The 20,097-nt window shown below is 69.5% G+C and carries 18 protein-coding genes and 5 pseudogenes; 15 read left to right on the top strand and 8 right to left on the bottom strand.

Going from position 1 to position 20,097, the window contains the following annotated elements; translation table 11 throughout:
* The first annotated feature begins 435 nt into the window (after positions 1–435).
* The 4 genes from ACIRB1_RS43310 to ACIRB1_RS43325 all read left to right on the top strand — a co-directional run bounded on the left by ACIRB1_RS43310 (position 436) and on the right by ACIRB1_RS43325 (position 3,485).
* Positions 436–804 carry a DUF6479 family protein gene (locus ACIRB1_RS43310; protein ID WP_403469486.1) on the top strand — a complete coding sequence of 123 codons (369 nt, stop codon included), beginning with the start codon at positions 436–438 and terminating at the stop codon, positions 802–804.
* A gap of 619 nt (positions 805–1,423) precedes the next feature.
* A complete protein-coding gene (locus ACIRB1_RS43315; RefSeq protein WP_403469487.1) occupies positions 1,424–1,687 on the top strand; it encodes a DUF5133 domain-containing protein in 264 nt (87 codons plus the stop codon).
* On the top strand, positions 1,684–2,106 hold the full coding sequence (locus ACIRB1_RS43320) for an SsgA family sporulation/cell division regulator (RefSeq protein ID WP_403469488.1): 423 nt from the start codon (positions 1,684–1,686) through the stop codon (positions 2,104–2,106). The genes ACIRB1_RS43315 and ACIRB1_RS43320 overlap by 4 nt, the downstream gene beginning before the upstream one ends.
* Before the next feature lie 602 nt (positions 2,107–2,708).
* Positions 2,709–3,485, top strand: coding sequence for a transposase (locus ACIRB1_RS43325; RefSeq protein WP_403469489.1), 777 nt, complete (start codon positions 2,709–2,711; stop codon positions 3,483–3,485).
* A 56-nt stretch (positions 3,486–3,541) separates the two neighbouring features.
* Here the strand turns inward: ACIRB1_RS43325 and ACIRB1_RS43330 are convergent.
* Both ACIRB1_RS43330 and ACIRB1_RS43335 read right to left on the bottom strand, forming a co-directional pair.
* Positions 3,542–3,757: pseudogene (locus tag ACIRB1_RS43330) on the bottom strand (TetR/AcrR family transcriptional regulator); the annotation flags it as partial.
* Between the two features lie 192 nt (positions 3,758–3,949).
* Positions 3,950–4,375: a DUF6328 family protein gene (locus tag ACIRB1_RS43335; RefSeq protein WP_403469562.1), complete on the bottom strand. Its 426-nt coding sequence runs from the start codon at positions 4,373–4,375 to the stop codon at positions 3,950–3,952.
* A gap of 267 nt (positions 4,376–4,642) precedes the next feature.
* Here ACIRB1_RS43335 and ACIRB1_RS43340 point away from each other — a divergent pair.
* From ACIRB1_RS43340 to ACIRB1_RS43360, 5 genes and pseudogenes are all read left to right on the top strand, one after another.
* Positions 4,643–4,744 (top strand): annotated as a pseudogene (locus tag ACIRB1_RS43340) (IS5/IS1182 family transposase); the annotation flags it as partial.
* 686 nt (positions 4,745–5,430) lie between these two features.
* Positions 5,431–5,793, top strand: a complete 363-nt coding sequence (locus ACIRB1_RS43345; protein ID WP_403469490.1) for an STAS domain-containing protein — start codon at positions 5,431–5,433, stop codon at positions 5,791–5,793.
* Positions 5,794–6,065: 272 nt separating this feature from the next.
* A complete protein-coding gene (locus ACIRB1_RS43350; protein WP_403469491.1) occupies positions 6,066–7,364 on the top strand; it encodes a transposase in 1,299 nt (432 codons plus the stop codon).
* Positions 7,365–7,434: 70 nt separating this feature from the next.
* Complete coding sequence (locus ACIRB1_RS43355) at positions 7,435–7,980, top strand: MarR family winged helix-turn-helix transcriptional regulator (RefSeq protein WP_403469492.1); 546 nt, start codon at positions 7,435–7,437, stop codon at positions 7,978–7,980.
* Positions 7,973–8,821: a GRP family sugar transporter gene (locus tag ACIRB1_RS43360; RefSeq protein WP_403469493.1), complete on the top strand. Its 849-nt coding sequence runs from the start codon at positions 7,973–7,975 to the stop codon at positions 8,819–8,821. The genes ACIRB1_RS43355 and ACIRB1_RS43360 overlap by 8 nt, the downstream gene beginning before the upstream one ends.
* A 158-nt stretch (positions 8,822–8,979) precedes the next feature.
* Here ACIRB1_RS43360 and ACIRB1_RS43365 read toward each other — a convergent pair whose 3' ends face one another.
* Positions 8,980–9,399 (bottom strand): hypothetical protein, encoded by a 420-nt coding sequence (locus tag ACIRB1_RS43365; protein WP_403469494.1) that lies wholly within the window; start codon positions 9,397–9,399, stop codon positions 8,980–8,982.
* Between the two features lie 53 nt (positions 9,400–9,452).
* Positions 9,453–10,203: pseudogene (locus ACIRB1_RS43370) on the bottom strand (catalase); the annotation flags it as partial.
* A gap of 267 nt (positions 10,204–10,470) precedes the next feature.
* Here ACIRB1_RS43370 and ACIRB1_RS43375 point away from each other — a divergent pair.
* Both ACIRB1_RS43375 and ACIRB1_RS43380 read left to right on the top strand, forming a co-directional pair.
* On the top strand, positions 10,471–10,950 hold the full coding sequence (locus ACIRB1_RS43375; RefSeq protein WP_403469495.1) for an SRPBCC family protein: 480 nt from the start codon (positions 10,471–10,473) through the stop codon (positions 10,948–10,950).
* Positions 10,951–11,020: 70 nt separating this feature from the next.
* Positions 11,021–12,634, top strand: a complete 1,614-nt coding sequence (locus ACIRB1_RS43380) for a phytoene desaturase family protein (RefSeq protein ID WP_403469496.1) — start codon at positions 11,021–11,023, stop codon at positions 12,632–12,634.
* 349 nt (positions 12,635–12,983) lie between these two features.
* Here ACIRB1_RS43380 and ACIRB1_RS43385 read toward each other — a convergent pair whose 3' ends face one another.
* Positions 12,984–13,526 (bottom strand): HEAT repeat domain-containing protein, encoded by a 543-nt coding sequence (locus ACIRB1_RS43385; RefSeq protein WP_403469497.1) that lies wholly within the window; start codon positions 13,524–13,526, stop codon positions 12,984–12,986.
* Between the two features lie 121 nt (positions 13,527–13,647).
* Here ACIRB1_RS43385 and ACIRB1_RS43390 point away from each other — a divergent pair.
* Positions 13,648–13,959, top strand: a pseudogene (locus ACIRB1_RS43390) (transposase family protein); the annotation flags it as partial.
* On the opposite strand, the pseudogene ACIRB1_RS43395 reads toward ACIRB1_RS43390, so the two are convergent.
* Positions 13,960–14,932 (bottom strand): annotated as a pseudogene (locus ACIRB1_RS43395) (alcohol dehydrogenase catalytic domain-containing protein); the annotation flags it as partial.
* A gap of 358 nt (positions 14,933–15,290) precedes the next feature.
* On the opposite strand from ACIRB1_RS43395, the gene ACIRB1_RS43400 reads away from it, so the two are divergent.
* The 3 genes from ACIRB1_RS43400 to ACIRB1_RS43410 all read left to right on the top strand — a co-directional run bounded on the left by ACIRB1_RS43400 (position 15,291) and on the right by ACIRB1_RS43410 (position 17,130).
* Entirely contained in the window at positions 15,291–15,950 is a 660-nt protein-coding gene (locus ACIRB1_RS43400) for a hypothetical protein (RefSeq protein WP_403469498.1), read from the top strand.
* 67 nt (positions 15,951–16,017) lie between these two features.
* A complete protein-coding gene (locus ACIRB1_RS43405; RefSeq protein WP_403469563.1) occupies positions 16,018–16,635 on the top strand; it encodes a class F sortase in 618 nt (205 codons plus the stop codon).
* A gap of 264 nt (positions 16,636–16,899) precedes the next feature.
* The gene (locus ACIRB1_RS43410; protein ID WP_403469564.1) at positions 16,900–17,130 is read left to right on the top strand and encodes a DUF5133 domain-containing protein; all 231 of its coding nucleotides are present in this window, start codon (positions 16,900–16,902) and stop codon (positions 17,128–17,130) included.
* Positions 17,131–17,241: 111 nt separating this feature from the next.
* On the opposite strand, the gene ACIRB1_RS43415 is transcribed toward ACIRB1_RS43410, so the two are convergent.
* Both ACIRB1_RS43415 and ACIRB1_RS43420 read right to left on the bottom strand, forming a co-directional pair.
* A complete protein-coding gene (locus ACIRB1_RS43415) occupies positions 17,242–18,255 on the bottom strand; it encodes an SDR family oxidoreductase (protein WP_403469499.1) in 1,014 nt (337 codons plus the stop codon).
* Positions 18,252–20,081, bottom strand: a complete 1,830-nt coding sequence (locus ACIRB1_RS43420; RefSeq protein ID WP_403469500.1) for a glycoside hydrolase family 15 protein — start codon at positions 20,079–20,081, stop codon at positions 18,252–18,254. The genes ACIRB1_RS43415 and ACIRB1_RS43420 overlap by 4 nt, the downstream gene beginning before the upstream one ends.
* Between the last annotated feature and the right edge of the window lie 16 nt (positions 20,082–20,097).

A 20,097-nucleotide genomic window follows, 5' to 3' on the forward strand; every position in this document is an offset into this window, starting at 1 on the left:
AGGCGCAGATGAGTCCGCGAAGTGGGGGAAACCGGCGTCAGCGGCCAAACGCCAGCAATGCCCCTCAGCGGGATGATGACGACTTCGTCGCGCCACCTCCGCAGTGCCTACAGAGCCGGCCTGTCCGTCTCCTACGACAACGGTCTGACGCCGAGAAGGACCGAGCACCGCATGAGAACAGTCGCCGAATCCGCAGTCCCGAAACTTCTCCAGGACGATCCCCAAGCCCGTCGTCGCAGACTTGCCCTGCCGCCGCACCAGCCGACAGCAGGCGGCTTCCCCGTCGCCGCGACGACATCACCGGAATCGATCAGCCCGCTCGTCAGCCAGCCAGCCCCGCAGCAGGCAGGTCCAAACAGGATCGGGCACAGTGGGACCGAGGCGGAAAAGACGATCACTGAAGCTTGACTTCACCAGGAGGAGTACTCAGCAACCATGAACGCAACACACTGGGAAATCGCCGTCCCGGACGCGGCGCACGGCGCTCTGGGCGCCTTCGTGGGCGGTCTCGTCATCGCCGGAGTCCTCGTGTGGGCTGTCCGGCTGGGCATCCGGGTGCGTCGGCGCGAGCCGAATCCGCCCGCAGCCAAGCAGCAGCCCGCGACGCCTGAATCCGGGCCCGCCTACGAAATCAGTGAGATCCGCGAGCCGAACGAGGTGCCCCGAGCGAATGACGAATGCGAGCGCCTCAGGCCCCACGAACTCGGCCGTTCCGGCACCAAGCGCAGTGACAAGCAGGAGCGCCCGCGGTGGGGCTCCGGCTCAAGCGGATCGTTCGGCAGCGGCGGACCCGGCACCACATGAGGCACCCGCCCTCGCCGCCCTCGGGAGCTGACCTGCCAGTACCGTGCTGGTGCCTGAGGAAGGCGCCATGGGCGCCAAGGAGTCCTTCCAGGACCCGGGCGAGTCGTCGCCCCGGTCGGCCACCGAACCCGGGTACCTCCCCGGGGGCCATGGCGCGCACTACCGGAAGGTGTCCGGCCGGTAGGTCTCCGCTCGCCATGGCCATCACCTCCCGCGACTGCTCCGTTCAGCGGTTTCACCCGAGCTTGGCACAGGCGAGCAACCGTGGACCGAGCGGCGTATGCGACGGGCTGCCACGGCACGGCGCGACCCATCTTTCGTCCACATGCGGGACCCTGACGATCCGGCCAGGTCACCTGGCCTGCACAGGGTGGTCGACGGGCCACTGCGCGGCTATAGCCCATTCGCCTCATGTTCCGGTACCGGCCGAGCCGCGCGTCCGCCGCGACGCGGTCTGTTTCGGGTCGTGCGGATGGGGCACACGAGAGCCCAATCAAGTGCTTCGGCCAGGTAGGCACGCTCCCGTCCCCTTCTGAGGAGAGTCATCGTGCCCTCCCCCTCGCGTCACAACTCCGACCCGCCGAGCCCGGGCCGCCCGCCGGGAAGGTGGAGATCTCGGGTGTTGATCCCGGACCAGGCGGTACTCCAGACGGCCGTCGAGCACTACCTGGCACTCGCGGCGGAAGAGAACCCGACCGTCGACGCCAGTACGCGGAACGCCGCTTACACCCAGTGCGTCCTCACCGGCACACGTACGGTGAGCGAAACAAGGTCGGCCGTGAACACGCTGCGCCCGGGATCGCCGACGCCCGAAACGCGACCGCATACATCGATGCTCCCATCGGCCGAGAGCGGCTCCGGCCAGACAGAGGTCATCTCGTGACTCAGCCCCCGGGCGGCCTACAGCTGAAGGTCGGTGCGACCGGATTCGTGGTCCTCGCGGACGACGAAGGGGCCATCATCGCCACGGAGTTGCTCTACCGGCCGGACGACTGCCTCGCCGCGCGTCTCATGATGCTGGGACCTGATGGACTGGAAGTCTGCTGGACCTTCGCCTGGGAACTACTCGCCAGGGGCCTGATGTCTCCGACCGGCGACGGGGACATCACCGTGCGCCCCGCACCGGGCCCAATCGGAGGCATCGAGGTGACGCTTCACGCCCAGCGCACCGCACGAGTGTGGCTGCCCTGGGACGATGTCGCGGAGTTCGTACGGAAGGTGCGTGGGAGGGCCGACCTCGACGCGCCGGGCATCGCTTCGGCGCTCGACAAGGAACTCGCCACGCTCACACACGGAACGTAGGCGGCGGCACTTTCCGCCTCCCGAGCAAGGCAACGGCGTTCGTACCGGGCCACCGTACTGGGACCGGACCCCGTGGACAGATGACGGGTCGTGGATCAACAACCAAACCACAGGCAGCGTGGCCCGCTTCCTGGACGACAGTGGCGTCTCGCGCTGGCACGACGACGGTGCCTGGAGCCAGGACCTCAACGCGCCCTGGTACTGGGTCCACTGGGTGAAGAACTGCTGAGTGGCGTCAACGGCGCTGTGAAGAGGGGCTCGGCTGCACATCGGCATCGTCCCTCTTTCTCAGCGCCCCGGGCGCAGGGCCCTCGCCAGGAAGTTGTTGGGGCGTGTGCTGGGGTGTCTGGCGTGCGCGGAGTACATCACCTGCCCGTCGACCACAAACCGGAGCACGCCGTTGCGCCGTCGCGGCCTGATCCGGTGCGGCCGGGTGGCGTCCACGATGTAGCGGACCGCGGGATGGTCGCAGGTGATGACGCCGTCTAGGAAGCTCTAGCCTGTCTGCCCTGTTACCTTCTAGCGGTGGTTTGTTGACGGCGGGCCATGGCCGCAGTAGGCCGGTAGCAGAGGAACGTCGCCTCGCTGCCCAGGGGCTTGTGATGACCCGTCGTGTTCCGTGTCCGCCCGCTCCGGGCCCGCTGGAAGCCTACGCCGCACGCTTCGATGACCTGCTGTCTACCCTGGCACAGCGCCGGGGGTTCCGCGAGTACCTCGCAGGGCTGCTGCCGCGGGACCGCAACAAGACTCGGTACCGCCCTGGCCGGTACCGAGCCCGTGGTCGGTGCCCAGCACGCCTCGTACAGCGGCTGCAGTTCTTCCTGTCCGAGTCGACATGGGACCACGAGCAGGTCAACACACGCCGGGTCGAACTGCTGCTGACCGACCCCGCGACCGCGCCCCACCCCGGCGGGGTCCTCGTGATCGACGACTCCGGGGACCGCAAGGACGGGAAGGCGACCGCGCACATCGGCCGCCCGTGGCTGGGCCGGCTGGGCAAAACGGACAACGGCATCGTGACGGTGACCACCTGCTGGGCCGACGAGAACCTCTACTACCCGCTGCACGCCGTTCCCTACAGCCCCGCTCACCACTTCCCGACCGGCAAGAAGGACCCCGGCTTCCGCACGAAGCTGAAAATCGCCGCCGAACTGGTCGGCACCGCCAAAGCCACCGCAGTCACTTTCCGGGCGGTGGCCGCGGACTGCGGCTACGGCGACCAGCAGAGCTGTTGGCCTTGGACGATTGAGGGTCGTCGTCGTGCGGGACACACGGCTGGTATAGACGGCAGTGATCGGGGACGAGCACTCGGACGTGCCCGTTGTCCTGCCGACCGAGGCCATCGAACTGGACGGGTTCCGCCACTCCCACGCCCATGACACGTTCTGGTGCGGGCTCCTCCTCGGCGGCTGCGGGCCCGGCTCGCCAACAAGCACGCATCACGCACCGCCGCCTCGGACAGCTCTGTTTTCGACTCGAAGTGGTTGTAGAAGGAGCCGAAGCCGATGTCCGCGCGCTCGGCGATCGCCTGGATGCTCGCGCTGCTGTCCCCGGTCTCGGCGAGCATCTGCCAGGCGGCGCTGACGAGCGCCCGGCGGGTCTCAGCACGATGCCGCTCGAACCAGTTGCTCGGCGGGGCTGACATAGACATGCGCAGAGTCTAACCGCGGTGGCGACGGTGGTCGCAGTCCTGATGAACTCATCACCCTGGTCAGGACGGCCCGTCAGAACCTCCACCGAGCAGGGCGCTCTGCACGGCGAAAATCCGGGCAAGTCCCGGAGCCCTGGGTTCCGATGTCCACGAGCGGCCTCGCCCACGACCGGCAGCTGGCGCGGCTCGGGCTCATCGGGTCGTATGCCGGTGCCGTGTCCACAACGGCAGCACGAACCAGCACAGCAGGTACCAGATGACCACCCCGGAGACCAGCCAGGGCACATAGCCGTCACGCGTGGCGACCCGGAGGATCAGCAGCAGCGCGGAGGCCATCGTGGCGAGCAGCAGCACGAGCCCCACGAAGGTCAGCCGGGACGCCCAGCGCACCGCCTGCGGTTTCACCTTCCGGCCGGAGACCAGCCGGTGCAGGGACACCGGGCCGATCAGGGCGCCGGTGGCGGTGGCGCCGAGGACGACGGTCACGATGTACAGGACCTGGTTCGCGTGCTCGAGCTGCGCGTACTTCGGGGTGAAGACGACGGTGAGCAGGAACCCGAAGAGGATCTGTACGCCGGTCTGCGCGACGCGGACCTCCTGGATCAGCTCGCCCCACATCCGGTCGGCCCGCTCGTCCTCGGACTCGTCGCGCCCCGACCGCCGCTCTTCCTCGTGGATCACACGGTCCGTGTAACCGGACCGCCGGCCTTTCAAACGGAGCCGCGACCTACCAGCGTGTAGCGCGAGCCGCCCTCACGAGCGCGGCGAATGTTGGCCGTCGGCAGCCCCACCGTCGCCCCGTAGACGGCCTTGCCGCCCCGGTTGAGGATGCGGTAGCCGCGCAGACGCACCAGCTGGTTGTGGGCACACGTGGTGAGCAGGATGCGATCCGAGGACGAAACAGACGATCACGCCCTCGGCCGATCCCGAGGAGGCCTGACCACCAAAATCATCTCGTCCGTCCGCCGGCGCTCAGCCTGTGTGAAACGGTGTTGCTGCCTGACGACACGGAGGATCTCCCTCTGAGCGGCTGAGACGTTCCCCTCCTCCATCAGCATGTCGGCCTTCGCCAGGAGCGGCGCCGTGGGGTTGTGCTGGAGCTGCCGCAGGGCCTCATCAAGTTCCTGGGTACCCAGGCCCAGCCGCCTCTCGCCGCGGTCGAGGGCCATGCGCAACCGGGCGATGTTCTCCGGGAGCTTCTCCTCCTGCAGGAGCCGTTTCACAGCCTGTACTGCGACATACACGCGGTAGTTCTCACGCAGGGCCCGGTCGATGCGCATGACCGCCAGTTTGACCGCGTCCTCCTGGCGGGCGGTGCCGATTGCGTAGGGCTTCGGGTCGATGGCCCGATCGTCCGGGCGCCCGCCCCGCCCGGCGTGTGCTGGGATGGCACCGGTGCAGTCGGGGTGGAGTTCCGTGGTGCGGTTCGTCAACACCCCCATCTGAAGGCTGGCGTCGTGACCGTGCCAAGGCGGTGTCGTTGAACCGGCACCGCGTCGTCCCACCCCACGAGGACGCGACCGAGCCCCGGGCCCGGCCCGGGGCTCCATGCTGCCCGGCCCTTCCCCACCAGCCCGGCACGTGCCGCACTGCACAGGAATTCCTACCGGGATCCCGGGCAGGCTCCCGAGGCGGACCGTCCGCGCACAACACCCAGGGCTGAGGGAGCAGCAATGACGGACACCGAACACACGACGGCAGCGGGCGGGCTGTCGGCCGTGACCACCGAGCGCGACGGGATCCGCGTGATCAGCCTCGAAGGGGAGATCGACCACCACAACGGCCCCGTTCTCCAACAGGCTCTCCAGGCGAGCGCGGACCGCGGACCGCGCGTCGTCATCGACCTGAGGGGCGTCCAGTTCATGGACTCCAGCGGCATCAACCTCCTCCTCGCCGCCCACCACGACCTCACCAAGGCAGGCGGATGGCTACGCCTGGCCGCCCCCACCCCGGCAGCCCTGCGCCCCATCCAACTCGTCGGCATCGATGCCGTCATCGAATGCCACCCCACCCTCCCCCACGCCCTCCACCCCTGAACCAGCCCCCGCCGCCGGGCTGAACGAACAACTCCCCGACCCGCGCGAGCATGGCTGACGGGACACCGGATACCCGGCCCGGACGGGGTTCGAAAGCGCAGCCCCCACACAGCTTGGCGTTTAACCTCGCCGAGTCACCCGACCTGCTGATCATGGGTTCTTCGTGAGACAGCAGGACGGCCGTTCTCCACGCTTCGAGGTGTCGAGCAACGTTGCGTGAAGGAACGGCCGCTGTGAAAAGTCTGGCTTTTGCAGGTCCAGTTGACGCCGCGATGAGCGTGCTGTCCCACTTTCGTGTCGAGTTCTACGACTGTCTCTACAGCCGGGCGGATGCGCTCTTCGAGCTGACCGACGCGGTGCTGTGTGCGGACGGTGCGGTCACCTCGCTGGTCGAGTTGACGCTGACGGCAGAGCACCGGCGCGGGCACGGGGCAATGTACGACGCAGTCAATCACGGCTGGCTGGAACCACGCCGCCTGCGCAGGCCCCTCGCCTCCACCCCGCTGCCGAGGGCGGCCGACGGGAGGATCATTCTCGCGGTGGACGTGAGCAACTGGCTGCGTCCCGACGCCTCCACCAGTGCGAACCGGCTCTTCTGCCACGTCTACGGACGGGGCCGCAGCGCGGATCAGTTCATCCCGGGCTGGCCCTACTCCTTCGTCGCCGCCCTGGAGACGGGACGCACCTCGTGGACCGCGGTCCTGGACGCGATCCGGCTGGGGCCCGCGGACGACGCCACCGCGGTGACCGCCGCCCAACTCCGTGAAGTCTTCAACAGGCTTGTGCACGCGAGGCAGTGGAAACCCGGCGACGCGGACATCCTCATCGTCATGGACGCCGGCTACGACGTCACCCGCCTCGCCCATGTCCTGGCGGACCTGCCTGTTGAGCTGGTCGGCCGGCTCCGCTCGGACCGGGTCATGCTCCGTGACACCACCCGCTACGGGAAGGCCGAAGCCCTCGCCTGGGACCGGATGCACCCGCGCCTGACCACCCGCGGGCCCTGGCTCGATCACTGCGGTGAACTCCCCTTGATCCACGGCACGTTGATCCGGCTGAAGGTCGAGCACCTGCCCGGTGACCGCGACCCCAAGCCGGTCTGGCTGTGGTCCTCGCGCACTGCACTGACCGGCAAGGACGTCGACCTGCGCTGGCAGGCGTTCCTGCGCAGATTCGATCTTGAACATACTTTCCGGCTGTTCAAGCAGACCCTGGGCTGGACCGTCCCCAAGGTCCGCGATCCGAACACCGCCGACCTCTGGACCTGGCTGATCATCGCCGCGCACACCCAACTCCGCCTTGCCCGCCCCCTCGCCGCAGACCTCCGCCGTCCCTGGGAACGGCCCGCCGAACCCCGACGGCTCACCCCGGCCCGAGTCAGCCGAGGGTTCCGCCACCTCCGCGCGAAGACCACCCGTCCCGCAGGCGCGCCCAAACCGTCAGCACCCGGACCCGGACGGCCCCCAGGCGCACAAAACCGCAGGCCAGCCCCACGACACGAACCCGGGAAGACCGTAAAACGAGCCGAAACCCTCACCGAACATGTCCGCCTGAAACAGCAGCGAGGTTAAACGCAGAGCAGAAAGACCTCGGCTTCTGCGTTGACGGTTTCCCGCACCTCATCGGGGTCACGCATGAGTCATGCATGACGACTTCCGTACAGAGAATCTTCTAGGGGCCACCGCGCTGGCTCTGAGCGACCTGGTCCTGGCCGAGGCGACCAAGGCGGTGGGTACCAGTTCGAGCGGGGCTGCCGCGCTGGTGGTGTTGTCCACGGATCCGGGCTTGAGTACCACCGAGCTGGGGCGGCGGGTAGGACTGAGTCAGTCCGCAGCGGCGCGCATGGGCGGAGGCTTGGAAAAACAGGGATTAGTACACAAGGAAGCCAGCTGGGGAGGGCGGGTCCGCCTGCAACTCAGCGATCTGGGCGGGCAGGCAGCCCAGACCCTCCTCGCCTGCCGGGGTGAGGTGCTGCGACAAGCCCTCAGCCACCTCGACGACGGCGAGCGCAAGCAACTCGGCGAGTTGCTGAGCAAGCTCCTGACGGGTTTGTACCGGCAGCCCGGTGACGCCGAACGCATCTGCCGACTGTGCGACCGCATTGTCTGCGTCCGCGACGGCGGGACCTGCCCGGTGGGCCAGGCGGACCGAAGCCACCGCGTGGGTCACGAGCGTGACCATGGGTGAACTGCTCGCTCTGCTCTCCGCCGTGTGTTTCGGCGTCACCCACTTCATCAACGGCCTGGTCTCGCGCAGACACAACGGGCTGACCGTCGCACTGCACGCCCAACTGGGCGGCACTGTCCTGGCGTTGCTCCTGGCCCTGTTCCTGAACGCCGGATCGGCCACACCCGTCGACTACGGGTGGGGGGCCCTGTCCGGGGTGGGGACAGGGGTGGGAGTGGCCTTCCTGTACCGGGCGATGTCGCAGGGCGCGATGAGCGTGGTCGTCCCGGTCAGCGACGTGGGGGCCGTGGCCCTTCCGGTCCTGGTCGGTGTGTGCTTCCTCGGCGAACGCCCGGCTGTCCCCACATGGGTGGGGATAGCCGCTGTCCTTCCGGCACTGTGGCTCGTCTCGCAGAGTTCGCCGGGCCCCGACGATGAGCGGCACGGGACGCTGTCTGCGGGTGTGCCCAGTGCCCTGGTCGCAAGCATGGGCTTCGGTGTGCAGTTCCTGGCCATGGCACAGGTCGGCAGGGAGAGCGGCTTGTGGCCGGTGGCGCTGAGCCGAGTGGTCTCCGTCGCGGTCATCGCCGCGGTCCTGGGGTCCTACGGTGCCGACTGGCGGTTGACGAGAAGGCCATGGGCGGCGGCGGTGGCGGCCGGTGCTCTGGGCACGCTCGCGATCGTGCTGTACCTGGAGGCCACGAGGCAACAGCTCATGGCCGTCGCCACCGTGCTCTCCGCCCTCTATCCCGCCATTCCCGTCCTCCTCGCCCTGCTGCTCCTGAAGGAGCGTCTGAACCGCCGTCAGGCCGCCGGTCTTACCTGTGCGGCGCTCGCCATCGGGCTCATCGCGCTGCGCTGAGCCGGGCCCGATGGCGCGCTGTGGCAAGGGGTCGGCGGGTGGGTCTACGCCCCGAGGTAGGTCATGACGTGTTTGATGCGAGTGCAATCCTCCAGGCTGTAGGACGAGAGGTCCTTGCCCCGAGGTAGGTCGTACGCCGGGCGACGGTGCGTCGTCGTTCACTCGGGTCGTACGGCACGAATGACCACCAGTTCTTCCCTCTCGGTGTCGTCCTCGATCAGTCCGCGGTCGTGCAGCCAGTCGCTGCGGGAGCGCAGGACCGGGCCGAAGGCGACGCTGCGGTGCTCCACGGTGTCGGCGTGCAGCCCGGACGTCCGCAGTCGCCGTAGCGACTCCTCGGGGCAGCTCAGCTCGGACTGGACCAGCAGCAGGGTTCCGCCGGGCTTCAGCAGCGCGGGCACGTCCTGGCTGATGCGGTCCAGGACGAGACGGCCGTCGCGGCCCGCGTCCCAGGCCCGTGCCGGGCCCCGGCGCGGGCACGCGGCGGCGGGGGCGGGCACGTAGGGCGGGTTGGGCAAAACCAGGTCGAAGGACCAGCCGGCCACCGGCGTCAGCAGATCGCCACGTCTGACCCGCACCGGCACACACGCCACAAGGGCGTTGACCCTTGGCGTTGAGGGCCGCTCGCCAGGAGGTGTCGATCAGGGAACGCGCCCGCCTCGATCGCGTCGGCGAGATCGCGGCGGTGGAAGTCGGGATCCACACCCGCGGTGATCTGCGCCTCCTCCCAGACCAGCGAGTGGACACCCAGTTTGGGCTTCCAGTGGAACTTCACCAGCGTCGTGGCACCCTCGGCGTTGACCAGCCGGAAGGTGTGGACTCCGAAGCCCTCCATCATCCGGTAGGAACGCGGGATACCACGGTCGGACATGTTCCACAGCGTGTGGTGGGTCGCCTCCGTGTGGAGCGTGACGAAGTCCCAGAAGGTGTCGTGCGCGCTCTGGGCCTGCGGGATCTCCCGGTCCGGATGCGGCTTGCCGGCATGGATGATGTCGGGGAACTTGATGGCGTCCTGGATGAAGAACACCGGCATGTTGTTGCCGACCAGGTCGAAGACACCCTCATCGGTGTAGAACTTTGTGGCGAAGCCCCGGGTGTCGCGCACGGTATCGGCCGAGCCGCGTGAGCCGAGCACGATGGAGAAGCGCACGAACACCGGTGTCTCGACGCCCTCGGCGAGGAAGGCCGCCTTGGTGATCCCCGCGGCGGCGCCGTAGCCACGGAACACACCGTGGGCCGCGGCACCACGGGCGTGCACCACCCGCTCGGGGATGCGCTCGTGATCGAAGTGAGTGACCTTCTCCCGCAGATGGTGGTCCTGGAGCAGCACCGGGCCGCGGTCCTGCCTTCAGGGAATGGTCCGTGTCGTACAGCCGCGCCCCCTTGGGGGGCGGTGCCGCGCGCGAAACGATCAGCACTCGGGCAGCAGGTGTGTCCTCGGCTTCCGCCCCCAGGTGCCCCTCGACCCGGCAGCTGGCACACGGCCTCGGCGGAAAGTCTCGGCGGCGGTGGCCGGGCCCCCGCCTACCGATCCGCTCGGCGCCCGGTGGGCTCCTCGGACGAAGGTCGTTCACCCGGGGAGTGTGTACACGAGCCCAGCACGGGAACTCGCGGCGGCGGACGCGACAATCCGAACGGCGGAGGACCCCATGGCCGTACGACACCGCTTGATCGAGAGGTCCCCAGAGGACGTCTGGAAGATCCTGTCCGACGCCGAGCGGTACGGGGATTGGGTCGTCGGCACCTCGCGGGCCGAGCTGGACGAGGGGCTGTGGCCCGAGGTGGGCGCGTCCCTCCGCTACGAGATCAGGATCGGGCCGCTCACCCTGCACAACCGGACCGTGGTACGCCGCAGCGAACCACCCTCCGTCCTCGAACTGGAGGCACACAGCGGGCCGTTGGGGACCGCGAGGATCGCGATGGAACTGCGGCCCTGGGGCGAACAGACCCTGATCATCCTCGATGAACACCCGCTGCGCGGCGCGGGAGGCGCCCTGCACAATCCCCTGCTGGACGCGGCGCAGCAGATGCGCAGCCGCGCGATGCTGGCCCGTCTGGCCCGGCTGTGTGAGGAGGACGAGGGTCCCTCCCGTGCCACTCCCGGACGGCCACGACCGCGCCCGGCCTGAAACAGCGGCGGGACCTGAAGAGAAGTCCGCGCCGCCGGGCGCGGCGCCCCTATCGAGCCAGGAGCGAGTCATGCCGGACGCAGTAGTGATCGGGGCCGGTCCCAACGGGCTGGTCGCCGCGAACCTCCTGGCCGACGCCGGCTGGAGCGTGGAAGTCCTGGAAGCCCAGGACGAGCCCGGAGGCGCGGTGCGGCACGACCGCGGGGTCGACCCGGCTTTCGCCAGCGACCTCTTCAGCGCCTTCTATCCCCTCGCCGCCGCCAGCCCGGTCCTGGCTGGCCTGCACCTGGAGCGCGAAGGGCTGAGCTGGACTCATGCTCCGAAGGTGCTCGCCCACCCGTTGCGGGACGGCCGCTGCGCGGTCCTCAGCCGAGACCTGGACGAGACGGCCGCGAGCCTGGAGGCTTTCGCCCCCGGCGACGGAGCCGCGTGGAAGGAGCTGTGGAAGGTCTGGGAAACCCTGCGGCCCGGCATCCTCGACGCGCTGTTCACACCGTTCCCCCCGGTCCGTGCCGGGGCCCGGCTGGCGCTGCGGCTGCGGGCGGCGGGCGGACTACGCCTGGCCAGGACGATGCTGCTGCCGGTCCGGCGCATGGGTGAGGAGGAGTTCCGCGGCGAAGGCGGCAGGCTCCTGCTCGCGGGCAACGCCCTGCACGCGGACCTCGCACCGGAAGCGGCGGGCAGCGGCGGCTTCGGATGGCTGATGTCCATGCTCGGCCAGACCTACGGCTTCCCCGTCCCCGTCGGCGGCGCCGGAGCCCTCACCGACGCCCTCGTCCGGCGCGTCACGCGCAGCGGTGGCACGGTCCGTTGCGGGGAACGGGTCACCGAGGTCGTCGTCCGCGGCGGCCGGGCCGTCGGCGTCCGTACCGCGAGCGGCCAAGCGGTCGTGGCCCGCAGGGCGGTCCTGGCCGATGTCTCCGCACCCGTCCTCTACGGCTCCCTCGTCGCGGAACACCACCTCCCCGCACGGCTGCTCGGCGACCTGAGGCGCTTCCACTGGGACTTCGCGACGTTCAAGGTGGACTGGGCGCTGAACGGTCCGGTGCCGTGGAACTGTCCGGAAGCGGCGCAGGCGGGGACCGTCCATCTGGCGGAGGGGGTCGACGCCCTCACCCGCTTCGCGGCACAGATCGCCACGGGCCACGTGCCCGACGAACCCTTCGCCCTCTTCGGTCAGATGACCACCGCCGATGCCAGTCGCTCGCCCCGGGGCACCGAGTCCGCCTGGGCCTACACACACGTGCCGCACCGGGTGCGGGGCGATGCCGGGGACGGCAAGCTGACCGGCTCCTGGGACGCCCGGGAACAGGAGGCCATGGCCGACCGCGTCGAGACGCAGGTCGAACGCTACGCACCGGGTTTCCGCGGTCTCATCAGAGCACGGCGCATCCTCGCCCCGCCCACGCTGGAGAGCATGGACGCCAACCTTCACGGCGGCGCCATCAACGGCGGTACCACGGCCCTGCACCAGCAGCTGGTCTTCCGCCCCACTCCCGGCACCGGACGACCCGAAACGCCCGTGCCCGGCCTGTACCTCGCCTCCGCCTCGGCTCACCCGGGCGGAGGTGTGCACGGCGCCCCCGGAGCGAACGCCGCACGGGCCGCCCTTCGCCGGCACACCGGAGCGCTGGCTCATCTCCAGAGCCGGCTGGCCCACCGCGATCGCAAAGGGCAGCGCTGAGACGGTGCGCGTTCCCGCGTGTCGTCCATGCGTTGAGGGCGGAGCAGTCGCAGAGGTCGTCACCATGCTCATCGGCATCGTCGGCGGCCTGCTCGGGGACTGGCCCGGCAAGGTGATCTTCGTCGCGACTCCATCGACGGGTTCTTCCACCTCTCCCCCCTTATCAAGCCGAATGCCGTCGGCATGTCCAGGACTCGGACGGGAGCCGGCCCCCGCACATCCGCCCGGTGTGGGATCCAGCCCGCTGGGTACCCGCACGCGCGTCCACACCCTGCCGTGGGAGGGAAGCACAGTGAGCGACCGGCGTCCGTGCTTCCCTAGGGCGACGGAGTCGCAGAGCCGGCCCCCGTTATCTGACTGTGGGTGGAAGGTTCCGTTCGTAGATGGTCCCGCCGGGAGTGAACCAACCCGCCTTCTTCCGGACTGCGGGGCTCGGGTCGTTGGCGTGAGACGCCTTCAGGACTGCAACGGCGCGGGCATCGGAGTGGGCAAACTTGCCGACGAGTTCGGCAGCCATTGCCCGGACGTGCGGGTCGGGGTCGGAGATCAGGTGGCGCAACGCGGGTTCGAGGACCCGGTCCGGGCCCGGTGCGCAGGTGTCGCCCTTGCACCGGTCACAGGCCAGAGCGTGGAATGCGGCGATCCTGACACGGGCGTCGGGGTCGTCGGCCATGGTGATGAGTTCGCCCATCGATTCGGTGTCGACCAGGTGATCGAGAAAGCGACAGCAGCCTTCACGGACGGCCGGATTCGCGTCGCGCAGGCCGGCGCAGATGGCGCTCAGTGCGTTCTCCCCGCGTCGCAGAAGCTCGCGGTATGCCGCAATGGTGCGCTGAGGATCGCCCAGGCACGAAACGAGGGCGTCGTCGTCGGTGCTGATGAACCCGAGCATGCCCTCAGTCTGGAGTCACGCGGCGAGTCCCGGCAAAGGGATTTCCACGCTCACGAGGCAGGCAGGCGGCCTTGCCCTCGAAGTTGCACCGTGTGTGATCTTGTAGTGGGATGATCGCCGCGTGTCTGGTGTGATCACGGCGTCGGAGCCGTTCTGGATAGCCCCGTTCACCGGGCTGAGCCCGCGTCAGTTCGGCCGGCTGATCACCGCCCTCCGGCGCGAGGGGGCAGATCCGATACGCAGGGGCCGGCCGTGGAGCCTGCCGCTGGAGGACCGAGTGCTGATGGTCGCCGCGTACTGGCGGACGAACCTGACACTGCGCCAACTGGCGCCGCTGTTCGGGGTGTCCAAGTCCGCAGCAGACCGCATCATCGACCGCCTCGGGCCCCCGCTCGCCCTCCGGCAACGCAAGCGGTTCCGCAAGGACACCGTGCAGCAGCGGCAACGGGTCCATGGCTCCGCCGTACACCCCGGAGAGCGAGACGGTACCGCCGTGCCGTACGAGGTCGATCGCCGCGTAGAGCGCGCCGAGGCGGTCCACGCCCGCCTCTCCATGAACGGCTGGGCCAGCGCGTCGGGCAGCAGCCCTGTCGCCCACTGGGCGGCCTTGGCTCCCGCGTTGCCGTGCGCTTCCATGCCGACCGCGTCGATCACCGCGTCGGTGCCGCGCCCGTCGGTCAGTTCCCGCACCGCGTCCCCGAGGTCCTTCTCGTGACGGCGCAGGTCCAGGCAGGTCACTCCGTGCGCGGATGCCCCGTCGAGCCGTTCGGCCACCAGGTCGACGCCGATGACCAGGCCGACATCCCGGTGCTGGGCGATACGCGTGGCCATGTCACCGATCGGGCCAAGTCCGAGCACGGTGAGCGATCCGCCGGGCGGTACCGCCGCGTACTCGACGACCTGCCATGCGGTGGGCAGCACGTCGGAGAGACAGACGAAGCGGTCGTCGGGCGGCCCTTGGGGCACCTTGACCGGAAGATGTTGCCGAACGGCACCCGCAGGTACTCCGCCTGACCACCCGGCACCTGCCCGTACAGCTTGGTGTAGCCGAACAGGGCGGCGCCCGAGCCGTACGCGTGCACCTGCGTCGTCTCGCACTGCGAGCGCAGGCCCCGGGAGCACATGAAGTAGGTGCCGCAGGAGATGTTGAACGGGATGACGACCCGGTCCCCGGGTACGAGGGCGCGCACCTCGGGGCCGTCCGCCTCTACGACGCCCATGGCCTCGTGGCCCAGGATGTCGCCCGGGTCCAGGAACGGCCCGAGGACTTCGTAGAGGTGCAGGTCGGATCCGCAGATGCCGGTGGAGGTGATCCGTACGATCACGTCGTCGGGCTGTTCGATCCGGGGGTCCGGGACGGTCTCCACCCGAACGTCCCGCCGACCCTGCCAGGTCAGAGCACGCATACTGTCCGCCTCCTCGTTCGTCCTTCGGTCAATGGTCATGACCGGGGAACCACGGGGAGCGCCCGCAACCGCCGACGGCGCCCCCGACCGTGGAGAGGAGTCAACTCGGCGGCAGGGCGCTTCCGGTACGGCGTTGGCGGCAAGGGCAGGGAGAACCGTAGCTCCGAGTACCCGGGATTCCGTGCCCGCCGCGAGCGGGGCCCCCTGTGCCTCGGACACGCCTTTATCGCCTCGTGGTCCATTTGAGTTGTTTCTTGTTTTCTCAGTGGCGCCTCAACACATTCTTTGGCTTTCCATGTCATTCATTACGGGCGCGACCGAAAAGTACGACAATCATTCCGGCTTGAAGGAGTCCAGCATGGTCATGTCCTCTTTCCTCCGCTCCCGTAGTGTCCTCGGGAGTGCCGCCGCGGCAGTCGTCCTCGCCGGCGCCACCGCGGCGGGAGCCGGAGCGGCCTACGCCGCCGCGGGGGACAGCGGCAACATCGACATCCGCTCGGTCGACTTCCACTCACGAGGCAGCGACGGAGTCGAGGTCTGCGAGTTCGTCCTCGTCGCGAGCAACTTCGAGTCGTTCCCGGCGGTCGCCTGGACGATCACCGCGCAGCCCCCGACCATCCCGCCGGGCGACACTCTCCAGAGCACGCTGCCGCTGATCAACGGCTCGGCGCACAGCGCGAAGTACCTTCTCCCGCACGGCACGTACCAGTTGGTGTGGACCACTCCGTCCGGCCCCAAGCAGCGACGTTTCGCGGTCGACTGCCACCGTCACGCCAAGCTCGCCGCGCCGGAGCAGCAGAACCGCGGTCCCGCGGCCATCGGCCCCGGCCACGAATACCACCAGCCCACCGGCGGCGTGCCCGCGGGCGGTGGAGGTGTCCCGGACATGAAGAACCTCAGCTCGGAGAGCGACTCGACCGCCGGCACCACCACCGCGCTGACCGCCGGGGGGATCGCCGTCGCGGCACTCGTCATGGTCCGCCGAGCCGCGCGCCGCCGTGCCCGCCACGACGCATAGCCACCACCGACGCCCACAGCGACGACCACGGCGACGACGGGGACCCAGTCGTGCCTGCCGCCTGTCGATGACGCTGTGTGCGACGCTCTCGCTGGTGACCGGTGCCGTCTGGGCGTTCTCGGACCCCTCCGACACCCCCGAGGTCGCCGCCGCCCGTGCCAATGACGCCGCGGGCGGCGGCGCTCCCCCAGCCCGACAGGTTCCGCACCCACCGCTGTCGCGCTCCCTGCCGGTGAAGATCGCCATCCCGGCCATCTTCATCGAGGCCCCGGTGACCGGCCTCGACCTGGACCAGAGGGGTCGGCTGGGCGCTCCGCCGATGAGCACGCCGAAAGTGGTGGGCTGGTTTCGCGGCGGTCCATCACCCGGTGAGGCGGGGGCTTCCCTGATCGTCGGGCATCGCGACACCAAGACCGGGCCGGCGATCTTCCTCAACCTCAACGCCCTGCACCCGGGTGACCTGGTGAAGGTCACCCGGGCCGACGGGACGACCGCCGCCTTCACCGTCGACACGGTGAAGAGGTTCGCCAAGGACAAATTCCCGGACGACAAGGTGTACGGAGCCACCAGGCGTCCGGAACTCCGACTGATGACGTGCGGCGGAAACTTCGACAAGAAACAAGGCTATGCGGCCAACGTCGTCGTCTTCGCTCACCTTGTCTCGGTCAAGAAACAGAAATCCTGAGCACGGGAATTGATGCGGCAACGGCCGGCACCTCGAAGGCGAGGTGACCGGCCCGCTCGCGTGACCGGCGGCATCGGTCGTCAGCGGGATGCCGGGAGAATCCGGCGAGGAGCGCCACGCGACCTCTCCAGGCAGTGCGCCGCAACCGGCTGGGCACCGGACGGATAAGCGGGGCTCGAAAGCGACCGCATGAGCGAGCGAGCAGCGGGTACTCGGCCACACAGGTCAACCTGCATGGCAGGTACACGCGAATGGAGATCCCAGGTGCTGATGGCCCACCCCGCGGTGTTGAAGAACCTGATCGAGCAGTACGAGACCCTCCACGCGCTGCATGCGGAGAACGGCAGCCCGGCCACACGCCGACGGATGGACGACGTCGCCTACACCCTGTGCGTGTCGACCGGCACCCGGGACATCGACACCGCTCTGGTCGCCGCCCGGCACCACCTCCCCGGCGCCCGTCCCGAGGACGACTCCGTGCTCACCGCCGGCTGACGTCCCGCGTCACTTCCCTTCGTGCTCCGGGAAACACGTCATCGTCGGGCACCAGGCCGCTGGCGACGGCCGAGCACGTTCGTTTCTCCCTCACCCCTGAGGTGGCGGGGCTCAGCGCGCTCGCCTGCTCCGGATCACCGCTCCCAGACCCGCCACCGCCGCTCCCGTCGCAGCGGCCAGCACGAGCCTGGGGTGTCGTGCGAGTGCGGCCTCCGTGGAGCGGGGGTGGGACTTCTCGTCGAAGGAGCCGTGGGCGCCGTAGTCGTGTTCCGGGGCTTCGTCCGCCGGCTCCCACAGGTTGGCCGGGCGGGTATCGTTGTCGCTTTCATCGGTCTGCTGCGACGCGTAGCCCGTGCGCGCGAGGTAGCGGTCCAGCAGGGCGGGTGCCAGCTTGTTGGCGAGGATGGTCGCGGCGGTGGACGCGCCGACGTAGTACTGCTTGCGGTGCGGATGGTCCGCCGCGTTGACGACGGCTCGGGCGGCCACCTCCGGCTGGTAGATGGGCGGTACGGGCTGGGGGCTCTTCGGCAGCCGGGTCAACACCCAGGAGAACTGTGGGGTGTTGACGGCGGGCATCTGCACGACGGTGATGCGTACCGCGCTGTGCTGGTGCATCAGCTCGGTGCGCACGCTCGACGTGAAGCCGTTGACCGCGTGCTTGGCACCGCAGTAGGCGGACTGGAGAGGAATGGAGCGGTCACCGAGGGCGGAGCCGACCTGCACGATCACTCCGGCGTCCCGGGGCATCATGCGCTGCAGCGCGGCCCGGGTGCCGTGCACGAAGCCGAGGTAGCTCACTTCGGTGACCCGTTTGTACTCGGCGGGTTCGATCTCCATGAACGGTGCGAACACCGACGTGAAGGCGTTGTTGACCCAGACGTCGATCGGACCGAAGGCTTCTTCGGCGGCCGCGGCCGCGGCCTCGACCTGTGCGGGATCGGCCATGTCGGTGGGCACGGCGAGGGCATGTCCGCCTCGCTCCTCGACGTCGGCTGCCGTGGCGTCGAGGCCCGCCTTGCCCCGTGCGAGGAGAACGACGTTGGCGCCCCGTTCGGCGAAGAGCCGCGCGGTGGCCCGGCCGATGCCGGCGCTGGCCCCGGTGATGACTACGGTCTGCTGGTTCATGCGCGTCCTGTTCGGGTCGGAGGTCGGTCGGGAGAGGCCGGAGTTCGGGCGAGGGTGGCCGCGGTGTCGAGCATGAGGGCGTGGACGAAGGCCTGCGGCAGGTTGCCGCGCAGCTGCCGTTGGGCGATGTCGTACTCCTCGGTGTAGAGGCCTGCCGCTCCGCACGCGTCCCGGTTGCGTTCGAACCAGCGGTGCGCCTCCACGTCCCGCTCCTGGTGGTGTTCGGCCAGTGCCGTGACGAACCCGCAGAGGAGGAAGGCGCCTTCCGCCTCCTCCAGGGGGCGTTCGTCGTGCCGGAAGCGGTAGGCGTAGTGGTCGCGGGCGAGGTTCTCGGTGTAGGCGTGGAGGGTGGCGCGGGTGCGCGGGTCGTCGGCCGGGAGCAGTCCGCGTACCGGGGGCAGCAGCAGGGCGGCGTCCAACCCGGAGTCGTCCGGGGCGCGTTGCCAGTGTCCGTCGGCGTGCAGTGCGTGCGCCGTGGTGTGCGCGAGGATCGTGTCGGCCAGGTCGGTCCACTCGTCCCTGTGGGCCGCGTCCGGCGCCACGTCGGCGATCCGCCGCAGCCCCGCCGCGCAGATCAGCCGGCTGTGCGTCCAGGCCCGGTCGTCCAGCTCCCAGATGCCCGCGTCCGGTTCGTTCCAGCGAGCGGTGATGGCTGCCACGGCGGTCTCGGCGGCCCGCCGACCGTCCCGGTCGAGCCGGTCGTGGCGCGCGGCGGCGGCGAACAGCAGCAACGCCTCGCCGAACGCGTCGAGTTGGAACTGACGGTTGACGTGGTTCCCGATCCGGTCGAATCCGCCGGGATAGCCGGGCAGTTCGAGCGTGCGCTGGTCGGGAACGGGGCCGCCGTCAACCGTGTATGCCGGTTTCAGTTTCGGGCCGTCCTCCTGCAGGCGGGCGCCAACGAACCGAACAGCCTCGTCCAGCAGGGGGTGTTGACCGGCTGCGGCGACCGCCTGGCCCGCGTAGCACTGGTCGCGGATCCATGCGTAGCGGTAGTCGTAGTTGCGTCCCTCCTCGGAGCGCTCCGGGAGGCTCGTGGTGGCCGCGGCGACCATGCCTCCGTCGGCGCTGGTCATGCCGCGCAGCACGGCGTACCCCTGCCGGGCGTCGCGGGCGGCCACCGTGTCGTCGAGCCCGGGTACGGCGTCCTTCCAGGCCTGTTCGGTGCGGGACCACTCGGTGGACGGGACGGGCAGAGGGACGTCATGCAGGGGGAACGCACTCAGTTCGAGCACCAGGTCGTGCTGTTGTCCGGCGGCCAGCGCCAGGTCGAGGGTGAACTGCCCCGCCAGGGCGTCGGCTTCGGAGAGCGAGGCGTCGCCGCCACCGGTCCAGCGCAGGTGCAGGTCGCCCAGCCGTGCGGTCCACACACCGTCGTCGCCGCGTCGCGCCTCACTCAGGGGCCGGGTGCCGTAGTCGGCGCGGGGATGCAGCAGCACCCGGATACGGGCCGGTCCCTCGGTCGCCCGCACGCGTCGCAGCAGGACGAGTCGGCCCCGCTCGCCCGGAAACCCCAGCGCTTCCCGGGACTCCACGATCCCGTCCTCGGTGACCCAGCGGCTGCGCCAGATCAGGGAGCCCTCTTCGTAGTGTCCGCCGGACACGAAGCGGCCTGCCGGTGTGACGGCGTAGAGACCGCGTCCGCCGATGAGGGTGGAGAAGACCGAGCCGCTGTGCCAGCGGGGGGCGCACAGCCAGGCGATCTCCCCGCGTGGGCCGACCAGTGCCCCGCGCTCGCCGTCTGCGAGGAAGGCATAGTCGTGCAGCGCCTGTGGCGGGTAGGCGTCGTGCTCGGCCGACCCAGTCGTGTTCGGCATGTTCGTCATCACTCACTTCCTGTTC

It is taken from the genome of Streptomyces sp. NPDC096013 (assembly GCF_044763565.1).
GTDB lineage: Bacteria > Actinomycetota > Actinomycetes > Streptomycetales > Streptomycetaceae > Streptomyces.

Coding starts and splice junctions, on each gene's coding strand:
- ACIRB1_RS43310 (WP_403469486.1), top strand. CDS start 436: ATGAACGCAACACACTGGGAAATCGCCGTCCCGGACGCGGCGCACGGC.
- ACIRB1_RS43325 (WP_403469489.1), top strand. CDS start 2,709: ATGACCCGTCGTGTTCCGTGTCCGCCCGCTCCGGGCCCGCTGGAAGCC.
- ACIRB1_RS43335 (WP_403469562.1), bottom strand. CDS start 4,375: ATGTGGGGCGAGCTGATCCAGGAGGTCCGCGTCGCGCAGACCGGCGTA.
- ACIRB1_RS43345 (WP_403469490.1), top strand. CDS start 5,431: ATGACGGACACCGAACACACGACGGCAGCGGGCGGGCTGTCGGCCGTG.
- ACIRB1_RS43350 (WP_403469491.1), top strand. CDS start 6,066: ATGAGCGTGCTGTCCCACTTTCGTGTCGAGTTCTACGACTGTCTCTAC.
- ACIRB1_RS43355 (WP_403469492.1), top strand. CDS start 7,435: ATGCATGACGACTTCCGTACAGAGAATCTTCTAGGGGCCACCGCGCTG.
- ACIRB1_RS43360 (WP_403469493.1), top strand. CDS start 7,973: ATGGGTGAACTGCTCGCTCTGCTCTCCGCCGTGTGTTTCGGCGTCACC.
- ACIRB1_RS43375 (WP_403469495.1), top strand. CDS start 10,471: ATGGCCGTACGACACCGCTTGATCGAGAGGTCCCCAGAGGACGTCTGG.
- ACIRB1_RS43380 (WP_403469496.1), top strand. CDS start 11,021: ATGCCGGACGCAGTAGTGATCGGGGCCGGTCCCAACGGGCTGGTCGCC.
- ACIRB1_RS43385 (WP_403469497.1), bottom strand. CDS start 13,526: ATGCTCGGGTTCATCAGCACCGACGACGACGCCCTCGTTTCGTGCCTG.
- ACIRB1_RS43400 (WP_403469498.1), top strand. CDS start 15,291: ATGGTCATGTCCTCTTTCCTCCGCTCCCGTAGTGTCCTCGGGAGTGCC.
- ACIRB1_RS43405 (WP_403469563.1), top strand. CDS start 16,018: ATGACGCTGTGTGCGACGCTCTCGCTGGTGACCGGTGCCGTCTGGGCG.
- ACIRB1_RS43415 (WP_403469499.1), bottom strand. CDS start 18,255: ATGAACCAGCAGACCGTAGTCATCACCGGGGCCAGCGCCGGCATCGGC.
- ACIRB1_RS43420 (WP_403469500.1), bottom strand. CDS start 20,081: ATGACGAACATGCCGAACACGACTGGGTCGGCCGAGCACGACGCCTAC.